Consider the following 20794-nt stretch of genomic DNA (forward strand, 5'->3'; position numbering starts at 1 on the left):
GATCTTCAGGTCCATGACGATACCGCCGCTCGCGCTCACCATGGGCGACCCCGCTGGTGTAGGGCCTGAACTCGCTGCCCGCGCCTGGCATGCACTGCGCGACACGGGGCAGCCCTTCGTCTGGATCGGCGACCCGCTCCTGCTCGATGGCCATGCGCCGTATGGGATTGTGCACGAACCCGGACATGCCGATGCAGTCTTCGCCTCGGCGCTGCCCGTCCTTCCGCTGACCCTGCCTGCGCCGGTCACGCCGGGCACACCCGATCCGGCGAACGGTGCTGCCGTTGTCGAGAGCATTGCCCGCGCCGTGGAGCTGACGCTGCTTGGCAGGACGGGCGCCGTCGTCACGGCGCCAATCGCCAAATCGGTCCTGCGCGCAGGCGGTTTCCAGCATCCCGGCCATACCGAATATCTTGCCGACCTGTGTGGCGTTGCCGGGCAGGAATGGATGATGCTGGCATCGCCTCAGCTGCGCGTCGTGCCCGTCACCATTCATGTGAGCCTGCGGGATGCGATCGCAGCCCTCTCCACGGATCTGATCGTCCGCGCAGGCCGGGCCCTGGCGCGCGCGTTGCACGAGGATCTGGGCGCATCGGGCCGGATCGCGGTCGCGGGCCTGAATCCCCATGCCGGCGAGGAAGGCCTCATGGGGGTGGAGGACCAGACAATCGTGGCGCCTGCGATCGCCATCCTGCGTGCCGAAGGGATCGCAGCCTTCGGGCCGTTGCCGCCGGATACGATGTTCACCGAAGCGGCACGGCGACGGTATGACGCCGCTCTCTGCATGTATCACGATCAGGCCCTGATCCCGCTCAAGACGCTCGACATGGCGCATGGCGTGAACGTGACGCTCGGCCTGCCGATCGTGCGCACATCGCCCGACCATGGCACGGCGTTCGACATCGCGGGCACCGGGCGCGCCGATCCATCGAGCCTGATTGCGGCCCTTCACATGGCACGGGACATGGCGGCCACTCGGGCAGCCCAGGGACACATAAAATGACGATCCGGCTTGGTGTGAACATCGACCACGTGGCGACCGTGCGCAATGCGCGCGGTGGCGATCATCCCGATCCGGTCGAGGCGGCCCTGCTGGCCGCGCGGTCCGGTGCAGACGGCATTACCGCGCATCTTCGGGAAGACCGGCGCCATATCCGCGACGCTGACATGGAACGCCTGCGTGCGGTCCTGCCGGTCCCGCTGAATTTCGAGATGGCTGCGACCGACGAGATGGTCGACATCGCCTGCGCGCTCAGGCCGCATGCGTGCTGCCTCGTGCCGGAGCGGCGCGCGGAAGTCACGACGGAAGGCGGCCTCGACGTGGTCGGGCAGGCCGCTCATCTCGGGCCGCGAATTGAGAAACTGGCGCGCGCCGGTATCCGCGTTTCGCTGTTCATCGATCCTGATCCGGCACAGGTCGCCCAAAGCGCCGCGCTGGGTGCCGCCGTCGTCGAGCTTCATACGGGCGCATACGCGCACGGCGTGGCGGGACAGATCGAGCGGCTGCACAAGGCGGCGGACATGGCGGCCCAGTGCGAACTGGAACTCCATGCCGGCCATGGCCTGACCTACGATAATGTGGGGGCTGTGGCCCAATTGCCGGGGCTGGCCGAACTCAACATCGGCCATTTCCTGATCGGAGAGGCAATCTTCAGCGGGCTTCCGACGGCGATCGCACGTATGAGAACGGCGATCGTCGTGGGCTTTACTTCCGCTGAATGATGATCGGGTTCTGAGCGGACGGCGTCGGGTTGAGAACGGTCGCACCCGACTGCGTCGAATACGTCGCGGCCGGGCTCTGCTGCGGTGTCGCTGGCGGATGGAAGCCCGAGATCTTCGTCTGGCCGCGCAGGGTAAGGGGACGCATCGTTGATTCCGGCTGACGGGCACAGCCGCGCGTGATGATCGAGCAGACGCCGTCTTCGCCGAACATCTCGTCGTCGTCACCGATGTAGTGCACTTCCGAGACCCGGTCGTGATCAAGCCGGATGACGGCCGTGCAGGTGGTGCCGCCGCCGCCAAAGGCCTGCTGCCAGATATTCAGGACAGGCTGGATCGGCAGAAGCGTCGACCCCGATGACGTCTGCGCCGTCGCCGTGCCGGAATACTGGTAGATCTGCGTCGTGTCGTTCAGGGTCTTGGTGCTGGACGGGATCCCGGCACAGGCCTGCAGATCATATCCCGTCATGCCGACCATCGTGTACTGGGCCTTGTGAGCCAGGCGGGAATCGAAATAGCCGCATCCGCTGAGAACCGTGGCGCAAGCTCCGAAACTCATGGCGCGCAATAATGAAAACCGCATCAGATCTCCCCGGATGACGTGTCCAGCATTGGTTTGTGATCAGTTCAGGGCTGCCGCATTCAGGACGGGTTGGCAACCCCGAGTGCGCGCAGGCAATCTATTCTCTGTAGTGCGTGCACGACGTCATGCGTTGAATTGATGGCCTGCACGGCGCGTTGTCGCCATGCGGTATCGTGGACGGCACAGACCGCAGCACCGTTGAACGGCGCTCCATGGGCCGGATCGAGGAGTGCGATCGTCTCGACGGGTGCCTGCACGAGACGGCGCCGGAGTGCCGCGCGAAGGGCCGGCTGCTGGGCTGTCGGTGCCGCGCGCAGCAGGGAAGGCAGCACGGGGCGGACATCGGCCGTATCCTGCACGATCGCATCGCTCACAATGGCCCAGCGATGATATGCCGTCAGTTGCTGCGCCACAGTGCCGACGCCCTGATCGTCGATCATGTCGGGAAGCCGGCTGGCCGTGATCGCGGTGCCGGCTAGGGGATCGGAGACGGCTGCATGCACCCTGCCGAACCCGAGCAGAAGGCTGAAAACCGTCGCGGCGAAAACCTGCAGGCGTATCGTCAAGACAAATCTCCACTGGCGAAAGCGTATTCACGCCAGTGTGTCCTGCGCATCATGGCGAGGGCGTGGCAGTATTGTGATGCCGTGCGACGATGCGAAGGCCTGGGCCGCGGGGTTTCACGAACGCTGCCGATTGCTTTATGAGCGGGCGACATGAAGCGACCCGGCTCCGTGCAACGGCCAGCCGGGTTTCCACTTGGAGTATGACGATGAGCGCCCTATCCGCGTCCGAGATCGCCCGCCTGCAGGTTACGCTGCGCCGCCTGTTCGGCTCGCCGACCCTGACGGTCAACAAGCCGCCGCGTCCCGGCCTGTCGGTTGAACTGTCGGTCAACAACGAGGTCGTCGGCACCGTTCACCGCGACGAGGACGAGGGCGAAGTGTCCTACGCGATCCATGTCACCATTCTGGAAGAAGACCTCCCCGAGGCCTGATCCTGGGGCGCGGCACGGCTAGGCCTGCGGGTCAGCCGTGCATCGCCACCGTATTGTCCGCGACAGTAGCGCCCGGCATGGCCTGCGGCATCTCCAGCCGCGTGATCTTCCAGTGCCAGTGCTCGAACTTCAGATGCACGACCATGGGCGTCTCGTTGGCCGGACCAGGCACGCTGGCTTCGAAGCGGGCAGGCGCCACGAAGCGTGCATGAACACGGGCCAGCGCCGCATATCCGGGCGCGGACCGTGCATCGGCCGGCATCATCTTGCCGGCCATGTCCAGCAGTTCCTGCGTGTTCAGTTGTGTGTCGATCGCATTCGATACAGCCGTCGAGGCGAAGGAACTGCCGAAATCAGGCAGATCGTCAGCGCCCGGCGGTGGTCCTACGATAGCTGCGATCGTGTCGGACTTGAGGCTGCCGTTCAGGGCGCTCCAGTCGATATGTGCCGCAAGACGCGCGGGATCGTGCGTCCGGATTGCCGAGTCGATGCTCCACAAGGCGATGTAGGGCGACAGCGCATAGGCCCCGAGACAGAAGCAGGCGAACCCCGATCCGATGCGCGTCGTGCCACGCGGGCTGCGGCGACGCGGGGCGACGGTATCGTCGTTGACGAAGGGGGCGTGATCGAAGACCTCGTTCCCATAGGCCGAGAAGGCATCCCGATCTGCCGTTCCGGGAATAACGGTGCGACGACCACCGAGCAGGCCGCCAAAGGACACCACCCGCTGCAGTCCTGCGCGGGATCGGGCGAGAGAGGATCGAGCAAGGCGTCTCATAATCTGGCCTCAAGGCAAGGAGGTCGATGGCGGCGCATTGGGCGAAGTGCATGCGAAATCAGTATTTCACTGGCCGCCATGCAAAAGCTTGCATTGGTGCCAGCGCTGCCGCCATCTGATCGCGCTCGCGCGCGGATTTCAACCAAAATCGCAGTGCGCGCGCCAAAGTTTCGTCATAATGTCATATATGGCCGCCTCAGATGTCTCTTGATTTTTCCGCTGACGAAGTCGCGCGCTATGCGCGGCATATCCTCCTGCCCGAGATCGGCGGCACCGGGCAGGCCAGACTGCGCGATTCGAGCGTTCTTATCATCGGCGCGGGCGGCCTCGGTGCACCGGTATCGCTTTATCTCGCGGCAGCCGGGATCGGCCGGATCGGGCTGGTCGATGGCGACCACGTCGATCTGAGCAACCTGCAGCGGCAGATCCTGTTCACGACCGGCGATGTCGGCCAGTCCAAGGCCGAGCGCGGTGCCAAGCGGTTGGGCGCACTGAACCCCGACATCACGATCGAGCCGCATCTTCTGCGGGCGGACGCCGCGTCGCTCGCGGATCTCGTGCCGCGTTACGACCTTGTCTGTGACGGATCCGACAATTTCGAAACGCGCTATGCCGTCTCCGACGCCTGTGTCGCCGCCGGACGGACGTTGGTTTCGGGGGCGGTGCTCCGTTTCGAGGGACAGCTCTCTACCTTCGATCCGCAGCGCGGCGGTCCCTGCTACCGGTGCCTGTTCCCGCAGGCCGACGCGCAGGACAGCCTCTCCTGCGCCCAGGCCGGAATCTTCGGGGCCGTGACGGGCGTGATCGGCACGCTGGCGGCAACGGAAGTCCTGAAGGAAGTGCTCGGGCTCGGGCGGGGCCTGTCCGGGCGCGTTCTGACATGGGATGCGCGCGGGGCCTCGTTTCGTGAATTCGCGCTGGCGCCCGATCCCGACTGCCCGTCATGCCATGGTGGTCGCATGCCGGTCGAAGAGGGCGTCCCTCTTGCCGAATGACGCGCATCTTGGCACGGATGCGCGGATGCCGATCCTCCCGCAACCTGCCATCCTGCCCGCCCGAGCGGACCGTCTCCGTCTGCCCGGCCGAAAGGCGCCGAAGCCGGTCCGGGCCCATGATGGAACGCCTTGCGGTTTCGCACCTTTCCCGAGAATCGGGATTAGCATGCTGGCCTTCGGTCTGGCTGCGGCAGCCCCCATGGGCATAGCTCGCGCCCAGACGCCCGTGCCGCATCACCATCACCATGCGGCGACGGCCGGAACACATGACGGCGCGCACACCGCGGCCGCGCATCATACGGCAGCAGCAGGGCATCATGCGGCCGATCACCACGCCGCATCGCAACATCCGCAAGCGTCCCACGGGGCTGGACATCATGCGACCGATGCCCGCGAGCCGGGCAAGTCGACGACCGCCCATCATCCGGCGGCACATCACGGCGCGGATCGCCATCCGGCCCCGCATCATGCGAGCGTGCATCATCCGGGCGTGGTGCATGAGGTGGCCCGTCCGATCGCACGACCGGCGCCTGTGGCTCCCGCGGCACCCCCGGCTCCGCTTCCAGCGCCGCCGCCGGCCGACAAGGGCACCAACACCGGCCTGCCGTTGCCGCGTTTCGCCGCGATGCGCGCCGATGAAGTCAACATGCGTGCAGGTCCCGGGGACCGGTATCCGATCCAGTGGGTCTATCACCGACGCGGTCTGCCGGTTGAGATCGAGCGCGAATTCGACGTCTGGCGGCTGGTCGAGGATTCGGACGGCCAGAAGGGCTGGGTTCATCAGGCGACGCTCGTCGGCGAGCGCACGTTCGTCATTCCGGGCCTGCCGCCGGAAGGCGCCGCTGCGGCACCGGGCGAAGCCAGCGCGAAATCCGGAGACGTGATCGGCCGGGCGGACGCGCGTGTCGTGGCCCGCGTCGCCGATCAGCAGGACGCACGCGCCTTGCCCGGCGTCACGCTGATGTACGACAAGCCCGACGAGCAGAGCCCTGTGGCCGCTGCCCTGCGTCCCGGCACCGTGGGTACGCTGAAGCAGTGCCCGCCGAATACGGGGGCGGGTGCCGGATGGTGCCATGTCGTGATCAAGGGTTACAGCGGCTGGCTGCCGCGCCGGGTGTTGTGGGGCCTGCTGCCCGATGAAGCCATCATGCCGCCATGACATCGCGGATGTGAGCACAAGGCGCGGCAGTCCCTGATGACGCGGCGATGAAAGCCGGGCACAAGGGCGCCAGCAAACGAGCATCCGCCAGTCATGCGGATGCTGGCAGCAGTCAGTACGCGTCGCGGTGTCAGGCTCACCGCAGATGCAGAAGGAGCGATCATGAGCCAGAACGAGCCCACGGGTATTCAGCCAGACCGCCGTCGCACGAAAATCGTAGCAACCCTCGGCCCGGCCTCGTCCGACGCCGCGATGATCCGCGTCCTTGCCGAAGCCGGCGCCAACGTGTTCAGGCTCAATTTCTCCCATGGTTCGCATGAGGATCACGCAGCCAGGCACGATGCGATCCGCGATGTCGAGGCGCAGATCGGCCGTCCCATCGCGATCCTGGCAGACCTTCAGGGCCCGAAGCTGCGCGTTGGACCGTTCGCGAACGGCCGCATCATGCTGCAGCCGGGACAGTCCTTCCGCCTCGATCTCGATCATGCCCTGGGTGACGAGAAGCGCGTGCGCCTTCCGCATCCCGAGATCATCGAGGCCGCCACCGTCGGAAGCCATCTTCTGCTCGACGACGGCAAGCTGCGCCTGCGCGTCACGGGACGTGGCCCGACCCATCTCGACACGGAAGTCGAGATCGGCGGCGCGCTGTCGGACCGCAAGGGCGTGAATGTGCCGGAGGTCGTGCTGCCGATCCCGGCCCTGACGGAGAAGGACCGCGCGGATCTCGACTTCGCCCTGTCGCTCGGTGTCGACTACGTGGCGCTGTCCTTTGTGCAGCGCGCCGAGGATGTGATCGAGGCCCGCGAGATCGTAGGCGATCGCGCCTGGCTCATGGTCAAGCTCGAGAAACCGCAGGCCATGGCCGAACTCGATGCGATCCTGGCCCATACGGACGCCGTGATGGTCGCGCGTGGCGATCTCGGCGTTGAACTGCCGCCTGAAGAGGTGCCGGTCGCCCAGAAGCGCATCATCAACGCGGCGCGGTCGCTCGGCAAGCCGGTGGTCGTCGCGACCCAGATGCTCGAGAGCATGATCACGTCACCCACGCCGACCCGTGCGGAAGTCTCCGACGTCGCCAACGCGGTCTATGACGGTGCGGATGCGGTCATGCTGTCGGCCGAGAGTGCGGCAGGCCAGTATGCGCGCGAGGCCGTTCAGACGATGGCCCGCGTTCTGGCCCGTGTGGAGCGGGATGACGACTGGCGCGCACATCTGCACGCGGTCCACCCCGCCCGCCCGGCCGGCACGCCGGATGCGATCGCGGGTGCTGCCTGGCATCTCGCCCGGACGCTGCCGGCGGCGGCCATTGCTGTCTATACGCAAAGCGGGAAGGGTGTTCTGCGGATCGCGCGCGAGCGTCCCCTGTGTCCGGTCCTCGCCCTGACGCCGCATGACGAACTGGCCCGCAGGCTCGTGCTCGTCTGGGGCGTGCACGCCCAGTCCGTCGGGCAGGAAGCACCTGTCAGCGGCATCGAGGACGTGGTCGAGCAGGCGAGCGAGCTGGCCCGGGCGGACGGCATTGCAAAGCCCGGCGAGCAGATCGTGATCACGGCCGGTCTGCCGTTCGCCCATGCGGGCACGACCAACACGCTGCGTGTCGCCCCGGTCTGAGCCTGTAAAGGCTCCGTTCTCACGGCTTGGCGAAGGGCGCGCTCCTTCGCCAGGCACACGCCTTTTCCGGTAGGGAAGCCGCCGGCCGCGTCCTGGCCAGACGCGCGTGAAATCCGGCCTATGCCTGACGGTTTTCGATCAGCGAGCGCCGGATTTCGCGCCCGCGGCGGATCGTCTCGACAATGCGATCCGCGTCACCATGGCGGATGGCCTCTGCCATGGCATCTGCATCGGCGCGAAACCGGTCCAGCATGGCCAGAAGCGCTTCTCGGTTATGCAGGAAGATGTCGCGCCACATGACGGGATCGGACGCCGCGACCCGTGTGAAGTCGCGAAAGCCCGAGGCCGCATAATCCAGCACTTCCCCACGCGTGTCTTCGGCAAGCTGATCGGCCGTGCCGCAGATGGTGAAGGCGATGAGATGCGGCAGATGGCTGACCATCGCGCAGACATTGTCGTGATGTTCGGGATCCATGATCCGCGTCCGCGCGCCGAGCCGCTCCCAGAGCGCCACGATTCTTGCGGTCGCATCCGGCGGTGTGTCGGCACGGGGCGTCAGAAGGCACCAGCGATCAACGAACAGGGTCGCAAACCCCGCATCGGGTCCGGAATGTTCAGTGCCGGCCATTGGATGCGCCGGCACGTAGGCTGCGCCGGGCGGTAGCGCGCCGTCCAGATCGGCGAGGACCGACCGCTTGACCGATCCCGTATCGGTCATGATCGCGCCCGGCTTCAGATGCGGATAGAGCGCTCGCGCGACCGGCGCGATCGCACCGACCGGCACGCAGAGCATGACCACGTCCGCGTCTGCCACGGCCTTCGACGGGTCCGTGTCCACTTCGTCGGCGATGTCGAGCTCACGGACGCGCGCGCAGACAGCGGGATCGATGTCGGTCGCGATCGTGCGGCGCGCGATGAGTCCGTCGGCCCGGGCGGCCCGCAGGACGGACGAGCCGATCAGGCCGGGCCCCACGATGCACAGCGTGTCGACCAGCGGTTCGGAAGGAACCTGGGTCATGATGCGCGACGCGACCCGTGCGCCTCGAATGATTCGCTCTCGAACGCATCGGGGTCAGGTTCAGCATGAAGCGTCGCGGGCAAGGCGCGCGCATGGCGCAGGCGGCGCATCTCGTTACCCTGCCACAACGCCAGCACCGGCACGCCGATCACGAGATCGCGGCCGCGTCGGAGCAGCGACAGGCCGAGCGAGATCTTCGGGTCGATGCCGAAGATCATGCCCAGGCCCACATAGCCTGCCTCCTGCACCCCGAGCGAGGACGGAACGAGGAACGAGGCCGACATGATGCCGCATTCGACACCCTCGATGGCGATCGCATCGGTGAAGGACAGGTGCGCGCCGAGCAGCCGGTAACACAGCCACGTCATGCCGGCACTGCCCATCCAGACCGTCAGATGCGTGACGGCGCCAAGCCCGATCTGCCAGGGGCGGGCCCACAGCGCGTCCAGTCGCCTCTGGAATTCGTCGGTATTGCCGATCAGCGCCGTGCGCCATTCGGCGGCAATGTGATTGCCAAGAAAGCCCGCGATCCGCCGGACACTCGCGCCCCCGCGCTGCTGCGTCCAGATGAACCCGGTGATGCCGCAGATCAGGAAGCATGCGCCGGCAATGACCGGCCAGACATAGCGATGCGCGCCATGATGGCCGACGAGGCAGAACAGGGCGAGGATGATGAACGCGACCTGACCGAGGACTTCCGTCGTCACATCGACGATGTTCGCCGAAACGGCTTCCGGCCAGTGTGTCTCGCCATCGGGGTTTTTCCGGTTCCCCGGACCGAGTGTCGCACGGATCCCGAGCGCCATGCCGCCGAGTTGCGAAAACGGCAGGCACGCGCCTGCCGCATCGCGGACCAGACGCGCACCGGCCAGGCGCCAGAATGCGAAATCGGGGCAGGCCATGCGCCAGGCGAGCCCGAGCCCCGCGTCGATTGCGATCTGCACGGCGACCATGAGCGCGAAGCCGCCGATCCCGATATGGCGCACGGTGTCGAGCACCGGGCCGATGCCCTGCCATGCCGTAATCGCCGTGAAGACGGCGATGCCCACGATCGTCAGGATAAGAGTGAGCGTTTTCAAGGCAGACCGTGAACATCCCTCGGGCGCTGGCGAAGCCGCCCGACAAGTCAGAGAGCCGGCGCAGGAAGCGGCGCCCCGCAGGAAATCCCGCGGATGATCGACCCCGCGGGCCAACGCGGCGCCCCTGACGAAGAATGGTGTGGCACCAAGGGGATGATGCGATCCAGGTCAGGATCGGCACGACTTACACCAGGCAACCGCGATTTCAAACCAGCCTGTATCAGGCCCGGACCTTCCGGTGACGCATGGCGGGACGCTCTTGTGTCTGCGCGTCCGGGCCGTAATGTTACCGGCCTAACCTTTGCAGGAGTGCCGGAACCGCCATGAATGCCGATTATACGCTCGTGACGGGTGCCACCGGCTTCGTCGGATCCGCCGTGGCCCGTGTTCTGCAGGAACGCGGCCATAAGCTGCGCGTCATCGCGCGGGCAGGCTCGGACCAGCGAAACCTGGACGGCCTCAATGCCGACATCGTCACAGCCGACCTCTCCGACCCTGCGTCCCTCCGCGCAGCCCTGACCGGCTGCCGCTACCTGTTTCATGTGGCGGCCGACTACCGTCTCTGGGTGCCGGATCCCGTGCCGATGATGACGGCCAACGTGGAAGGCACGTATCAGCTCATGCGGGCGGCCCTGGAGCTGGGTGTCGAGAAGACGGTCTATTGCTCCTCGGTCGCGGCCCTCGGCCTGACCCATGACGGCACGCCTGCGACCGAGACGACGCCCGTCACCGAGAACGACGTGGTCGGCGTCTACAAGCGCTCGAAATACCGTGCCGAACAGGTCGTGCTGCGTCTGGTGCGCGAGCGGGGCCTCAAGGCCGTGATCGTCAATCCGTCCACGCCCGTCGGCCCCCGCGACATCAAGCCGACCCCCACCGGGCAGATGATCGTGGACTGCGCCTCGGGCCGGATGCCGGCCTACGTCGATACCAGTCTCAACATCGTGCATGTCGACGACGTGGCCGAAGGCCATGCGCTGGCTCTGGAACGCGGTGTGGTCGGCGAGAAATACATCCTCGGCGGCGAGAACTACACGCTGCACGACCTGTTCGCTCTGGTCGGCGAGATCGCCTGCGTGCGTCCGCCGCGGATCAGGCTGAACCAGTCCGTGCTCTGGCCCGTGGCGGTGGCGTCCGAATGGCTGGCGCGCGGGTTCGGCATCGAGCCGCGCGTGACGCGCGAGATGCTGGCGATGTCGCGCAAGCAGATGGTGTTCTCGTCTCTCAAAGCGCAGGACCATCTCGGCTATGCGCCCCGCCCGGCCCGCGAGGCCGTGGCCGATGCGATCGCGTGGTTCAGGGCCCACGGGATGGTGCGCTAAGTCCGATGCCGCTTGTTGCCGCTGTTCTCTCCTGCCTGCTGTGGATTGGATTGTGGTTCGGTCACGGACGGTTCTGGCAGAAGGGGCCGATCCTTACGCCGAGGAAGCCGCCCCGCGCCCCTGATGTCGCCATCGTCGTGCCGGCGCGGGATGAGGCCGAATCGATTGCCGAGGCCCTGCGCTCGCTTCTCGATCAGGATTATGACGGCCGCCTGCGCGTCATCCTCGTCGACGACCAGAGTTCGGACGGCACCGCAGCCATCGCGCGCGGTGTTGCGGATCCCCACAAGCGGCTGACCGTCATCGACGGTCTCGCACGGCCCGAGGGCTGGAGCGGCAAGTTGTGGGCCGTGCATCAGGGGACCCAGGCAGCCCGCGCCGATCTGGGGCCGGACGGGTTTCTCCTGTTGACCGATGCCGATATCCTGCACGCGCCGACACACGTCGCGACACTGGTCGCCAAGGCGCTGGAGGACGGGCTCGATCTCGTTTCCGAGATGGTGGCCCTGAATTGCGAAAGCGCCGCCGAACGGGCGCTGGTCCCGGCCTTCGTATTCTTCTTCGCGATGCTCTATCCGTTTGCGAAAGTCGCCGATCCGTCCTCGCGGGTTGCGGGCGCTGCCGGCGGCACGATCCTTCTGCGGGCCGGAGCTCTCGATCGCATCGGCGGCATCGCCGCCCTTCGGGGCGCCCTGATCGATGACTGCACGCTGGCGGCGCATGTCAAACGCTCCGGGGGCAAGCTGTATCTCGGCCACAGCACGCTGGCCTGGTCGGTGCGTCCGTATCCGGGCATTGCCGATATCTGGCGCATGATCGCCCGGACGGCCTATGTGCAGCTGCGTCATTCACCGCTGCTGATGCTCGGCACGGTGCTCGGCATGACACTGATCTGGATCGCACCGGTCTTCCTCGCCCTGTTCGGACGTGGCACGACACGGCGTTTTGCCACGGGCGCCTGGATGATGTCGATGATGTCCTATGTTCCGACGCTGCGGCGCTTCGAGCTGGGGTTCTGGCGTGTCCTGCCGCTGCCGCTCGTGGCGGCTTTCTATCTCGCCGCGACCATCGGTTCGGCGGTCGATCATTATCGTGGCAGGGGTGTTCGGTGGAAGAACCGTGCCTATCAGGAGACGGGATCATGAACATCGCGACGCGGCCCGACCAGAGCTGGGGCCCGATCTGGGGCGCAGCCGACGTCACGTCGGCCAAGGGAGCCGGAGACGAGAATTTCCCGGTCGGCTCCCTGCTGATCGCGAAAGCGATGCGCCCGCATGTGCACGCGTATTATGCGTTCGCCCGTGCGGTGGACGACATGGCCGACAACACCCGCCTGAGCCCGCAGGCCAAGATTGCGCGGCTTGAGGGCATGGCGGGCGTGATCCGCGGCGAACTCGAGGCGCCGCCGCGCGCCGATGCCCAGACGGCGGCGACGCTGCGTGTCCATCTGCTGGAAACCGGTGTCCCGTTCGAGACGGCAACCGACCTGACGGTCGCGTTCTGCCGGGACGCCGTGAAGACCCGCTATGATTCGTGGGACGAGCTGGTCGATTACTGCCGCTATTCCGCCAACCCGGTGGGACACTTCCTCCTCCGGCTGCACGGGGAACCTACGCGTACCCTGGCGCCGTCCGACGCGCTGTGCACGGCGCTCCAGATCCTCAACCATCTTCAGGACGCATCGGACGATCTTCGGATACTCGATCGGTGCTACATCCCGCGCCCGTGGCTCGCGGAGGAGGGCGTTACGGTCGATGATTTGCGTCTCGTCCGGGCCAAGCCCGGGCTGCGGCGTGTGTTCGATCGCATCCTCGATGGCGTCGATCGGTTCAACCGCGATGCGCGGGCCTTGCCGGGCATGATCCGTGACAGGCGCATGCGTCTGGAAGCGGCCGTGATCGTCAATCTGGCGCATCGTCTGGCGGCGCGCCTGCGACGCGAAGATCCGGTGGCGGGTCGGGTCGAGCTCAGCAAGAGCGACAAGATCGCGGCACTGGGTGCTGCGCTCCGCTTTCTGCCCTGACAGAGCAGGCCGACGTCGCGACGTGCCGAACCGGATCGGCCCTGGCGGCTTTCAGCTCCCGGAGCGGCCGCCGAGCCAGTCGAATCGGTCTTCAATGAACTCGACCTCGAGTTCGAGCACCCACAGGTCCGGATCGTACCGTCGCTGCCGCGTCACATAGTCGTCCACGGCTGCGGCGTCTGCCATGGGCTCGCGCGTCCACGTGGTCGTGCCGTCCATGTCGGTTCCTTCCCGAACGATGCAGGTCTCGCCCTGGCGGGTCCGGGCGACGACGAGGACGGACCCGCGCTCCTCGTCACCTTTCGACAGGACCATTGCTGACCGTCCCGTGGCCAAGATCCGGCGCAGGAGAGCGCGGGCCCAGAGGCCAGTGTGAACGCGAGCGACACTCATCGATATTCCTTCCTGCGCAGCGGCATCATGAGCATGCTGACGTCACGGGCGTGCGGGCGAAAGGTCGTCGGGGATCTGGGCAAGGGCCGCGCGATACGCGGTCGGGTGATCGAGCAGATCCTGTGCTGCGTCCATGTCGGTATCGGTGCCGATCGCGGCTGGGCAGTTACGACGGATTTCGAGAATGCGCGAGACGGGAACGGGATAGCGCACGCTCCGGCTCGCCACGATCGCGGCGCGGTTGGGTCCGGTGCCGTGCGCCAGCGCGCCGAGTTGTTGGTCCAGATCTGCCTGCCCACGCGCGGTGCAGACCTGGGGCATGACGCCGAGGCCCTGCAGCGGCCAGCCGAGCGGCGCAAGCACGCGGCTCCAGGTCACGAACAGCTCTCCTCCGTTCGGCATCTGCCCGATTCGCTGGACCAACCCCTTGCCGAGGGTCGCACTGCCTACGACGACGGCGCGTCTGTGATCCGAAAGCGCTGCGGCCAGGATCTCCGCGGCACTCGCCGTGCGTCCGTCCACGAGGATCACGATCGGCGCACCCTTCGTCATGTCGCCGCCCTGGACGGCCCAGACGTGATTGGCCTGCGGGTCGCGCCCTTGCGTGACCACGGCAACGCCCCGGTCGAGCACGAGGGCCGCGGCCGTCACGGCCTGCTGCAGCACGCCGCCACGATCTCCGCGCAGGTCGAGGATCAGGCCTTCGAGATGCGGGTCCTGGATCGTCTGGTCGAGATACTGGCTGAATTCGTCCGCCGTGTTGGTGGAAAACCGTGTGATGCGGAGGACGGCCACATGGCCGCGCGTGAAGGCGAACACGGTCTCTGGAGGCAGCATGGCGCGGTGCAGGCGAAACGTCTGCGCCCGCCTGCGTCCCGGTCCTGCAAGCATGAGGGACACCGTGCTGTCAGGCGCACCGTCCAGCCATTGCTGAACAACCTGCGCGGACTGGTTGCGCGCGCTGTGGCCATCGACCGAGAGCACGCGCTGGTCCTGTTCGATGCCGGCACTCCAGGCGGGACCGTCAGCATTGATCGCGCTCACCACGATGTCGTCCCCGTGCCGGGCCAGCGTGAGGCCGACATTGGCCGCCCCTCCGTCGCGGGTCGTGCGGTCCGTCACGGCAGGCACGGGTCCGACATAGCGCGAGTAGGGATCGAGATGGTTGAACAACTCGTCGAAGAAGCTTTGCAGCAGGGCATCCTGGCCCGCGCTTCGCAACGTGTCGGACTGCCCCCAGGCCGCGTTCATCGCGCCGACGACAACGGCGGTCCAGCCTTCGACATCCTGATCGCCCGGGATCGTGAACGTCGCCAGTTCCTGATTGCGCAGGGCAAGCCGCAGGCGATGGGGCGCATTCGCGCTGGCATGCGCCGCAGGTTCGGCAATCTCGTCGATATCCAGTCCGGGATCGATCGCACCGAGCCCGTCCAGTCCCCACAAGCAGAACTCCCTGATCGTGTGCGCATCGACGACTCGCGGTGCGATGAACGACAGTGCGGTCGAGATCACGGCGGCGGTCATCGGTGCGTTCGGCAGGCCGGTGCCGGCAGCAGAGGGGCCGGCGGTCGATCCGAGCGCCGCAGGCTCGGCCGCCTTGACGGTCGTCGACAGCGACAGGGCCGCGACCAGCGCCCAGGCCAGCGCCGACGGCCACAGGCGCGACGCGGGCATGAATGCCCCTGGCACCCGTATCCGGCTCAGCACCGCCCGGGTTCGCGCCTGCGCTGCTGGTCGTGTCGTGAAAGCCGCGCCCGTGATATCCATCGACCGTGCCAGGAAATCCGAATGATCGAGACCGGGCCGCCAAGCCCTGATCGTGGAGCGACACTGCAGCCACGCATGCCGATGGAGACGCGAACATCCGGCCGGATCGGCCCGCGCCCGCATAACGTCTCTTAGCGGCTCGGGCGGCAACTTGAAAACCGGCATCTGTCCGATCAAGGCCGAAGTGAGGCGCGGGCGCATCACCCCGTGACAATCAGGCCACCGGCAGGAAAACAGCACGTGATGTGCGGCTTTCGTTGCACGCTGAGGCGAAACCGTGCAGAACACGGCCCGACAGCAGACAGAACAGACGCCATGGGCGCGCCAGCTATCGGGCGTGCGCGGCGTCTTGCATACGATCAGGACCGCCGACATGGAAATCCGCAACATCGCCATCATCGCGCACGTCGATCATGGCAAGACCACGCTGGTCGATCAGTTGCTCAAGCAATCGGGCTCGTTCCGCGACAACCAGCATGTTGCCGAGCGCGCCATGGACAGCAACGATCTCGAGCGTGAGCGCGGGATCACCATCCTCGCCAAATGCACGTCCGTCGTGTGGAAAGACACGCGCATCAACATCATCGACACGCCCGGCCACGCCGATTTCGGCGGTGAAGTCGAGCGTATCCTCAGCATGGTGGACGGCGCGATCATCCTCGTCGACTCAGCGGAAGGCGCGCTGCCGCAGACCAAGTTCGTGCTCGGCAAGGCGCTGAAGCGCGGCATTCGCCCGATCGTCGTCGTGAACAAGATCGACCGCTCCGACGCCCGTCCGGACGAGGTGCATGAGGAGATGTTCGATCTCTTCGCGTCCCTCGACGCCGACGAGACGCAGCTTGATTTCCCCATGCTGTATGCCTCCGGCCGTCAGGGCTGGGCGGATGAGACGCTCGATGGTCCGAAGAAGGACCTGTCCCCGCTGTTCGATCTCGTGCTGCGCCACGTGCCGACGCCGGGGCTGGACCCGGATGCGCCGTTCGGGATGGTCGCGACCATTCTCGAGAGCGACAACTTCCTCGGCCGCATCCTGACAGGACGGGTGGAGCAGGGCCGCGCGCGGGTGAACATGCCGGTGCGCGTGATGCGTCGTGACGGCAGCATCGTCGAAACCGGCCGCCTGACGAAGCTCCTGTCGTTCCGCGGGCTGGACCGCGTTCCGGTGGAAGAGGCGGAAGCCGGCGACATCATCGCAGTCGCGGGCCTGTCGGACGCGACGATCCCCGACACGATCGCATCTCCCGAAGTGGGCGAGCCGCTGCCGTCGACCCCGGTCGATCCGCCGACCCTGTCCATGACCTTCCGCATCAACGATGGCCCGCTCGGCGGCCGCGAGGGCAAGAAGGTGACGTCGCGCCAGATCCGCGACCGTCTGTTCAAGGAAACGGAAGGCAACGTCGCCATCAAGGTGACCGAGAGCTACGAATCGGAGGCTTTCGAGGTCGCGGGGCGTGGTGAGCTCCAGCTCGGCGTGCTGATCGAGACGATGCGCCGCGAAGGCTTCGAGCTGACGATCGGCCGCCCGCGCGTGCTGTTCGAGACCGATGCCGAGACCGGCGAGCGCATGGAGCCGTTCGAGGAAGTCCTGGTCGACGTGGACGAGCCGTATTCGGGCGTCGTCGTCGAGAAGATGTCGGTCCGCAAGGGCCTGATGCAGGACATGCGTCCCTCGGGTGGCGGCAAGGTGCGTCTGACGTTCCTGATCCCTGCCCGTGGCCTGATCGGCTATCACGGCGAGTTCCTGACCGACACGCGCGGCACGGGCATCATGAACCGGATGTTTGCCGGCTATCAGCCGTATGCGGGTGTGATCGAAGGCCGTCGCAATGGCGCGCTGATCTCGTCCGAAGACGGCGCGACGACGCAGTATTCGCTGTTCTCCCTGCAGGATCGCGGAACGCTGTTCGTCGATCCGGGCGAGAAGGTTTATGTCGGCATGATCCTGGGCGAGCATTCGCGCGAGAACGATCTCGAGGTGAATCCCGTTCGCGAAAAGAAGCTCACCAACATCCGTGCGGCCGGCAAGGATGACGCGCTTCTGCTGGTGCCGCCGCGCAAGATGAGCCTCGAGCAGGCGATCGCCTATATCGAGGACGACGAGCTGGTCGAAGTCACGCCGTCCGCGATCCGCATCCGCAAGCGCTACCTCGACCCGAACGAGCGCAAGCGCATGGAGAAGAAGGGCACGGCCGGCGCCTGACGACACGGCCCGTCCGACCCGCCGTTTCGGTCAATATGGCCGAAATGCGGCGCGGGCAGGGTATTGCTGTGTCGGGCGTGAAATAAAGGCTGCACGGACGGGCAGACGACATCTGCGGGTCATGTTAGAACACACTTGACCCGGCCCGGTCTGCATTGGCTGGAACGCTTGTGTCGCCTTTCGAGTTCGATCCGTCTTATCGGAGAATACAATGTTCGCTTTTAACCGCAGCCTGATCGCCGGCCTTTCGGCCGCTGCTTTCGTGGCCGCCGGCGCGCCGGCTTTCGCCCAGACGACCCAGGACGCTCCGGGCGCCGTGACCACGGCGCCGCAGACTCCGCCTGCCGGTCAGGCCGCTCCGACGACGCCGTCGGCCGAGCCCACGACGCCTGACTCGTCGACGCCGTCCACCGGCACGAACACGACGACGAAGAAGAAGCATCACCACAAGGCGAAGCATCACGGCAAGAAGATGCCGACCCCGCCGGCGTAAGCACCCGGACGCCTCGTCTGTGAGGAAAAAAGCCGGGCGCAAGCCCGGCTTTTTTGTTTGCCCCGTCAGGCACTCAAGCCTGATTACGGGCGGTGTTCACTCGTCAGTGCCCGTGGCTTCTCATCCTGATGCTTCTGTGTTGGCCGTTCCCGGATGCGGGATGCTCTTGCCACAGACGTCGTCTGAATGCTGTGGTTCGACACAGAGTGTGACGACATGGCAGCGCGCCTGCCCCGGTTTGCCTCGCCACTATAATCAGGCCGAAAGCATGCCGGTCTCCGCATCAGCGGTGTCAGTTCCGGAAAGAGGTGTTCTCCGGACTGTTGCAATCGCGTCAGTCCACATGGCGATCCAGGCCAAGGCCAGCGAGGGAGTAGAGCGCCGACGGCCAGAGCGTAATGGCATCGCAGCGGGCCCACCTTTGGCGCGCGTCGCCATCATGTTATGCTGAAAGCACGCCGATATCCGGATTGGCGGTGGTCGGTCCGGGACACACGTGTTTCCGGAACTGACGCAATCATATCAGGTCACATGATGATCCGTGCCGAGGCAAGCGTGGCGATAGCCCTCCGACGACCAGAGCGTGACCGCATCGTAGCGGGACCGCCTCCAGCGCACATCACCATCATGATTGCGCCAGAAGCACGCTGATATCTGGATCGGTGGCGCCGGTTTCGGGAACAATTGTTCCCGGAAACGCCGCCATGATCGCGTCAGGCCGCGTAGCGATCCAGGCTGAGGTCCAGCGAGGGAATGTCCGTCCGACGACCCGAGAGGCGATCGGCCAGCAGCTTTCCGGAGCCGCACGCCATGGTCCAGCCCAGCGTGCCGTGGCCGGTGTTGAGCCACAGATTACCGTAGCGTCCGGCCGGACCCACGACCGGCGTGCCGTCCGGCGTGCAGGGACGCAGCCCCGTCCAGTATTGACCCTGTGACAGATCGCCGCCGCCATAGAGCTCCGAGAACGACAGTTCCAGCGTCTCGCGGCGGTCGGGGCTGAGCTTGAGATTGTATCCTGCCAGCTCCGCCGTGCCGCCGATGCGGATGCGATCGCCCAGCCGTGTGATCGCGACCTTGTAGGTCTCGTCATTCACTGTCGAGCGGGGCGCATGCGTCTCGTCGGTCATCGGCACCGTGAGCGAATAACCCTTCACCGGATAGACCGGCAGGTTGAGCTCGATGGGCTTCAGCAGGCGCGGCGAATAGCTGCCGAGCGCCATGACATAGGCATCCGCCGTCATGCGGCCCTTGCTGGTCCGGATGCTCATGATGGAGTCGGCTGTTGCTTCCAGCGCCTCGATGCGGGTGGAGAAGCGGAAGGTGACGCCCTTTGCCAATGCGGCTTCGGCCAGGCGGACCGTGAAGAGGTAGGCATCGCCCGCCTGATCGCCCGGCAGGCGCAGCCCGCCCGCGAGCTTGTCCCGCGCACCCATCAGCCCCGGTTCATGCGCCAGCACCGAGGCGACATCGAGCAGCTCGTGCGGGATGCCGCTCTCCTCGAGCAGGCGCACGTCATGCGCCGCATGATCGATCTGCTTCTGGGTGCGGAAAAGCTGGATCAGCCCGGACTGCGACCCGTCATAGGCAAGGTCGAGCTTCTGGCGCAGGTCATCGAGACAGTCGCGGCTGTATTCCGCGATCCTGAGCATCCGGCCCTTGTTGATGTCATAGGCATGCGACGTGCAGTTGGCGAGTAACTGTCCGACCCAGCGCATCATTGCGGGGTCGACACGCGGACGGATGGCCAGCGGGGAGTGCTTCTGCAGCATCCACCCCAGCGTCTTGAGCGGCAGGCCCGGGGCCGCCCAGGGTGTCGAATAACCCGGCGACACCTGCCCCGCGTTGGCGAACGACGTCTCCAGACCAACCGATGGCTGACGGTCGATCACCTCGACCTCGTGACCCTGCTCCGCCAGATACCAGGCCGTGGAGACGCCGATCACGCCGGCGCCCATGACGATCACCTTCATTCCTAAATCCTTGAACAAGTTTGAGCCGCGTGCGCGGGACTGACGTCGCAATGGCGTTCTGTTGCGCTTGGCAGTGCAGGGGCGTCAAGGGTCAAGGAAATCGTAGCCCCCGCACCAGCCCGTTGCCGACCGTCATTCACCATCCTTGTCGCCAGGACGGATGAGGAGCAGGTCACAACGCCGATCGTCTGGACGAAACAGCAGAAAAGGTCGGCTGCGGAGATGGGAGACAGAACGGCCCAGATGCCGGACTGGAAAGATAGCAGGCTGCCAGTATTGCGTTTTTCGAAGACTGTTCACGGTAACTGCCGGTTTGGCATGTTTCGTTGCGATTTTTGTACCGCCCTCATCAGAACTTCCAGTGTGGCGAAGGGGGCCGTGGCGGTGACGCAATTCGCGAGCCTGTCGCCGCAATCCCGGCCGCCTCGTGCGGGCGGGCTGCGCGACCTGAACGACAGAGATTGCAGCCGGCTCACCGGACAAGTTCGGAAGGCAAGGCCAGAAGTCGGAAGGTTCCGGACGCGATTGCCTACAGGATCATGGAGAAAGACACGCATACCGTGCTGCATGTCCGCCCGTCGTCGATGCTGACCGTCAGGCCGGGAGGTATCAGGCCATCCGGCTGGAACGTCGGCGATTCATGGCATCGCTTGCTCGCGGATGTCCTTCGATGAACGTATCGTTGGT

Annotated in this window: 19 protein-coding genes; 11 read left to right on the forward strand and 8 right to left on the reverse strand. The window is 66.0% G+C overall.

The window, feature by feature from the left end; genetic code table 11:
• Nucleotides 1–13: 13 nt before the first annotated feature.
• The gene (pdxA, locus tag B8446_RS03955; protein ID WP_048847493.1) at nucleotides 14–1003 is read left to right on the forward strand and encodes a 4-hydroxythreonine-4-phosphate dehydrogenase PdxA; all 990 of its coding nucleotides are present in this window, start codon (nucleotides 14–16) and stop codon (nucleotides 1001–1003) included.
• Nucleotides 1000–1722: a pyridoxine 5'-phosphate synthase gene (locus B8446_RS03960; protein WP_048847495.1), complete on the forward strand. Its 723-nt coding sequence runs from the start codon at nucleotides 1000–1002 to the stop codon at nucleotides 1720–1722. Before pdxA ends, B8446_RS03960 begins: the two co-directional genes overlap by 4 nt.
• On the opposite strand, the gene B8446_RS03965 is transcribed toward B8446_RS03960, so the two are convergent.
• Together B8446_RS03965 and B8446_RS03970 are read right to left on the reverse strand one after the other, a co-directional pair.
• Nucleotides 1706–2302, reverse strand: coding sequence for a hypothetical protein (locus B8446_RS03965; protein ID WP_199484041.1), 597 nt, complete (start codon nucleotides 2300–2302; stop codon nucleotides 1706–1708). The genes B8446_RS03960 and B8446_RS03965 overlap by 17 nt on opposite strands.
• A gap of 59 nt (nucleotides 2303–2361) precedes the next feature.
• On the reverse strand, nucleotides 2362–2868 hold the full coding sequence (locus B8446_RS03970; RefSeq protein WP_048847496.1) for a hypothetical protein: 507 nt from the start codon (nucleotides 2866–2868) through the stop codon (nucleotides 2362–2364).
• Nucleotides 2869–3074: 206 nt separating this feature from the next.
• Here B8446_RS03970 and B8446_RS03975 point away from each other — a divergent pair, with 206 nt between their 5' ends.
• Nucleotides 3075–3299 carry a DUF3126 family protein gene (locus B8446_RS03975; RefSeq protein ID WP_048847975.1) on the forward strand — a complete coding sequence of 75 codons (225 nt, stop codon included), beginning with the start codon at nucleotides 3075–3077 and terminating at the stop codon, nucleotides 3297–3299.
• Between the two features lie 31 nt (nucleotides 3300–3330).
• On the opposite strand, the gene B8446_RS03980 is transcribed toward B8446_RS03975, so the two are convergent.
• Nucleotides 3331–4077, reverse strand: coding sequence for a DUF2939 domain-containing protein (locus tag B8446_RS03980; RefSeq protein ID WP_084712059.1), 747 nt, complete (start codon nucleotides 4075–4077; stop codon nucleotides 3331–3333).
• Between the two features lie 200 nt (nucleotides 4078–4277).
• Between B8446_RS03980 and B8446_RS03985 the strand changes: the two genes are divergently transcribed.
• The 3 genes from B8446_RS03985 to pyk all read left to right on the forward strand — a co-directional run bounded on the left by B8446_RS03985 (nucleotide 4278) and on the right by pyk (nucleotide 7842).
• Entirely contained in the window at nucleotides 4278–5072 is a 795-nt protein-coding gene (locus tag B8446_RS03985) for a HesA/MoeB/ThiF family protein (RefSeq protein WP_048847498.1), read from the forward strand.
• A 166-nt stretch (nucleotides 5073–5238) separates the two neighbouring features.
• Nucleotides 5239–6231, forward strand: a complete 993-nt coding sequence (locus tag B8446_RS03990; protein WP_084712060.1) for an SH3 domain-containing protein — start codon at nucleotides 5239–5241, stop codon at nucleotides 6229–6231.
• Between the two features lie 162 nt (nucleotides 6232–6393).
• The gene (gene pyk / locus B8446_RS03995; protein WP_048847980.1) at nucleotides 6394–7842 is read left to right on the forward strand and encodes a pyruvate kinase; all 1449 of its coding nucleotides are present in this window, start codon (nucleotides 6394–6396) and stop codon (nucleotides 7840–7842) included.
• A 118-nt stretch (nucleotides 7843–7960) separates the two neighbouring features.
• On the opposite strand, the gene B8446_RS04000 is transcribed toward pyk, so the two are convergent.
• Together B8446_RS04000 and B8446_RS04005 are read right to left on the reverse strand one after the other, a co-directional pair.
• The gene (locus tag B8446_RS04000; RefSeq protein WP_048847499.1) at nucleotides 7961–8860 is read right to left on the reverse strand and encodes a prephenate dehydrogenase/arogenate dehydrogenase family protein; all 900 of its coding nucleotides are present in this window, start codon (nucleotides 8858–8860) and stop codon (nucleotides 7961–7963) included.
• Nucleotides 8857–9939 (reverse strand): lysylphosphatidylglycerol synthase domain-containing protein, encoded by a 1083-nt coding sequence (locus tag B8446_RS04005; protein WP_084712061.1) that lies wholly within the window; start codon nucleotides 9937–9939, stop codon nucleotides 8857–8859. Before B8446_RS04005 ends, B8446_RS04000 begins: the two co-directional genes overlap by 4 nt.
• Before the next feature lie 323 nt (nucleotides 9940–10262).
• Between B8446_RS04005 and hpnA the strand changes: the two genes are divergently transcribed.
• From hpnA to hpnC, 3 genes are read left to right on the forward strand one after another with little or no spacing between them, the layout of a single operon-like run.
• Entirely contained in the window at nucleotides 10263–11261 is a 999-nt protein-coding gene (hpnA, locus tag B8446_RS04010) for a hopanoid-associated sugar epimerase (protein WP_048847502.1), read from the forward strand.
• Between the two features lie 5 nt (nucleotides 11262–11266).
• Entirely contained in the window at nucleotides 11267–12406 is a 1140-nt protein-coding gene (locus B8446_RS04015) for a glycosyltransferase (protein ID WP_048847504.1), read from the forward strand.
• Complete coding sequence (gene hpnC, locus B8446_RS04020) at nucleotides 12403–13284, forward strand: squalene synthase HpnC (RefSeq protein WP_048847505.1); 882 nt, start codon at nucleotides 12403–12405, stop codon at nucleotides 13282–13284. Before B8446_RS04015 ends, hpnC begins: the two co-directional genes overlap by 4 nt.
• 51 nt (nucleotides 13285–13335) lie before the next feature.
• On the opposite strand, the gene B8446_RS04025 is transcribed toward hpnC, so the two are convergent.
• On the reverse strand, nucleotides 13336–13677 hold the full coding sequence (locus B8446_RS04025) for a DUF1491 family protein (RefSeq protein ID WP_048847507.1): 342 nt from the start codon (nucleotides 13675–13677) through the stop codon (nucleotides 13336–13338).
• Between the two features lie 42 nt (nucleotides 13678–13719).
• Nucleotides 13720–15351: a S41 family peptidase gene (locus B8446_RS04030; RefSeq protein ID WP_048847984.1), complete on the reverse strand. Its 1632-nt coding sequence runs from the start codon at nucleotides 15349–15351 to the stop codon at nucleotides 13720–13722.
• A gap of 466 nt (nucleotides 15352–15817) precedes the next feature.
• On the opposite strand from B8446_RS04030, the gene typA reads away from it, so the two are divergent.
• Complete coding sequence (gene typA / locus B8446_RS04035; protein WP_048847509.1) at nucleotides 15818–17644, forward strand: translational GTPase TypA; 1827 nt, start codon at nucleotides 15818–15820, stop codon at nucleotides 17642–17644.
• A gap of 211 nt (nucleotides 17645–17855) precedes the next feature.
• On the forward strand, nucleotides 17856–18137 hold the full coding sequence (locus B8446_RS04040; RefSeq protein ID WP_148505835.1) for a hypothetical protein: 282 nt from the start codon (nucleotides 17856–17858) through the stop codon (nucleotides 18135–18137).
• 713 nt (nucleotides 18138–18850) lie between these two features.
• Here the strand turns inward: B8446_RS04040 and B8446_RS04045 are convergent.
• Complete coding sequence (locus B8446_RS04045) at nucleotides 18851–20107, reverse strand: D-amino acid dehydrogenase (protein ID WP_048847513.1); 1257 nt, start codon at nucleotides 20105–20107, stop codon at nucleotides 18851–18853.
• Between the last annotated feature and the right edge of the window lie 687 nt (nucleotides 20108–20794).

This window comes from Tanticharoenia sakaeratensis NBRC 103193, assembly GCF_000963885.1.
Taxonomy (GTDB): Bacteria; Pseudomonadota; Alphaproteobacteria; order Acetobacterales; family Acetobacteraceae; genus Tanticharoenia; species Tanticharoenia sakaeratensis.

Excerpts from the sequence above, each read along its gene's own strand:
- B8446_RS04030 (WP_048847984.1), bottom strand. The coding sequence starts at position 15,351 with ATGCCCGCGTCGCGCCTGTGGCCGTCGGCGCTGGCCTGGGCGCTGGTC.
- B8446_RS03960 (WP_048847495.1), top strand. The coding sequence starts at position 1,000 with ATGACGATCCGGCTTGGTGTGAACATCGACCACGTGGCGACCGTGCGC.
- B8446_RS03965 (WP_199484041.1), bottom strand. The coding sequence starts at position 2,302 with ATGCGGTTTTCATTATTGCGCGCCATGAGTTTCGGAGCTTGCGCCACG.
- B8446_RS04040 (WP_148505835.1), top strand. The coding sequence starts at position 17,856 with ATGTTCGCTTTTAACCGCAGCCTGATCGCCGGCCTTTCGGCCGCTGCT.
- B8446_RS04045 (WP_048847513.1), bottom strand. The coding sequence starts at position 20,107 with ATGAAGGTGATCGTCATGGGCGCCGGCGTGATCGGCGTCTCCACGGCC.
- B8446_RS03980 (WP_084712059.1), bottom strand. The coding sequence starts at position 4,077 with ATGAGACGCCTTGCTCGATCCTCTCTCGCCCGATCCCGCGCAGGACTG.
- hpnA (WP_048847502.1), top strand. The coding sequence starts at position 10,263 with ATGAATGCCGATTATACGCTCGTGACGGGTGCCACCGGCTTCGTCGGA.
- B8446_RS04000 (WP_048847499.1), bottom strand. The coding sequence starts at position 8,860 with ATGACCCAGGTTCCTTCCGAACCGCTGGTCGACACGCTGTGCATCGTG.
- B8446_RS04025 (WP_048847507.1), bottom strand. The coding sequence starts at position 13,677 with ATGAGTGTCGCTCGCGTTCACACTGGCCTCTGGGCCCGCGCTCTCCTG.
- B8446_RS03990 (WP_084712060.1), top strand. The coding sequence starts at position 5,239 with ATGCTGGCCTTCGGTCTGGCTGCGGCAGCCCCCATGGGCATAGCTCGC.
- hpnC (WP_048847505.1), top strand. The coding sequence starts at position 12,403 with ATGAACATCGCGACGCGGCCCGACCAGAGCTGGGGCCCGATCTGGGGC.
- B8446_RS03985 (WP_048847498.1), top strand. The coding sequence starts at position 4,278 with ATGTCTCTTGATTTTTCCGCTGACGAAGTCGCGCGCTATGCGCGGCAT.
- pdxA (WP_048847493.1), top strand. The coding sequence starts at position 14 with ATGACGATACCGCCGCTCGCGCTCACCATGGGCGACCCCGCTGGTGTA.
- B8446_RS03975 (WP_048847975.1), top strand. The coding sequence starts at position 3,075 with ATGAGCGCCCTATCCGCGTCCGAGATCGCCCGCCTGCAGGTTACGCTG.
- pyk (WP_048847980.1), top strand. The coding sequence starts at position 6,394 with ATGAGCCAGAACGAGCCCACGGGTATTCAGCCAGACCGCCGTCGCACG.
- B8446_RS04015 (WP_048847504.1), top strand. The coding sequence starts at position 11,267 with ATGCCGCTTGTTGCCGCTGTTCTCTCCTGCCTGCTGTGGATTGGATTG.
- typA (WP_048847509.1), top strand. The coding sequence starts at position 15,818 with ATGGAAATCCGCAACATCGCCATCATCGCGCACGTCGATCATGGCAAG.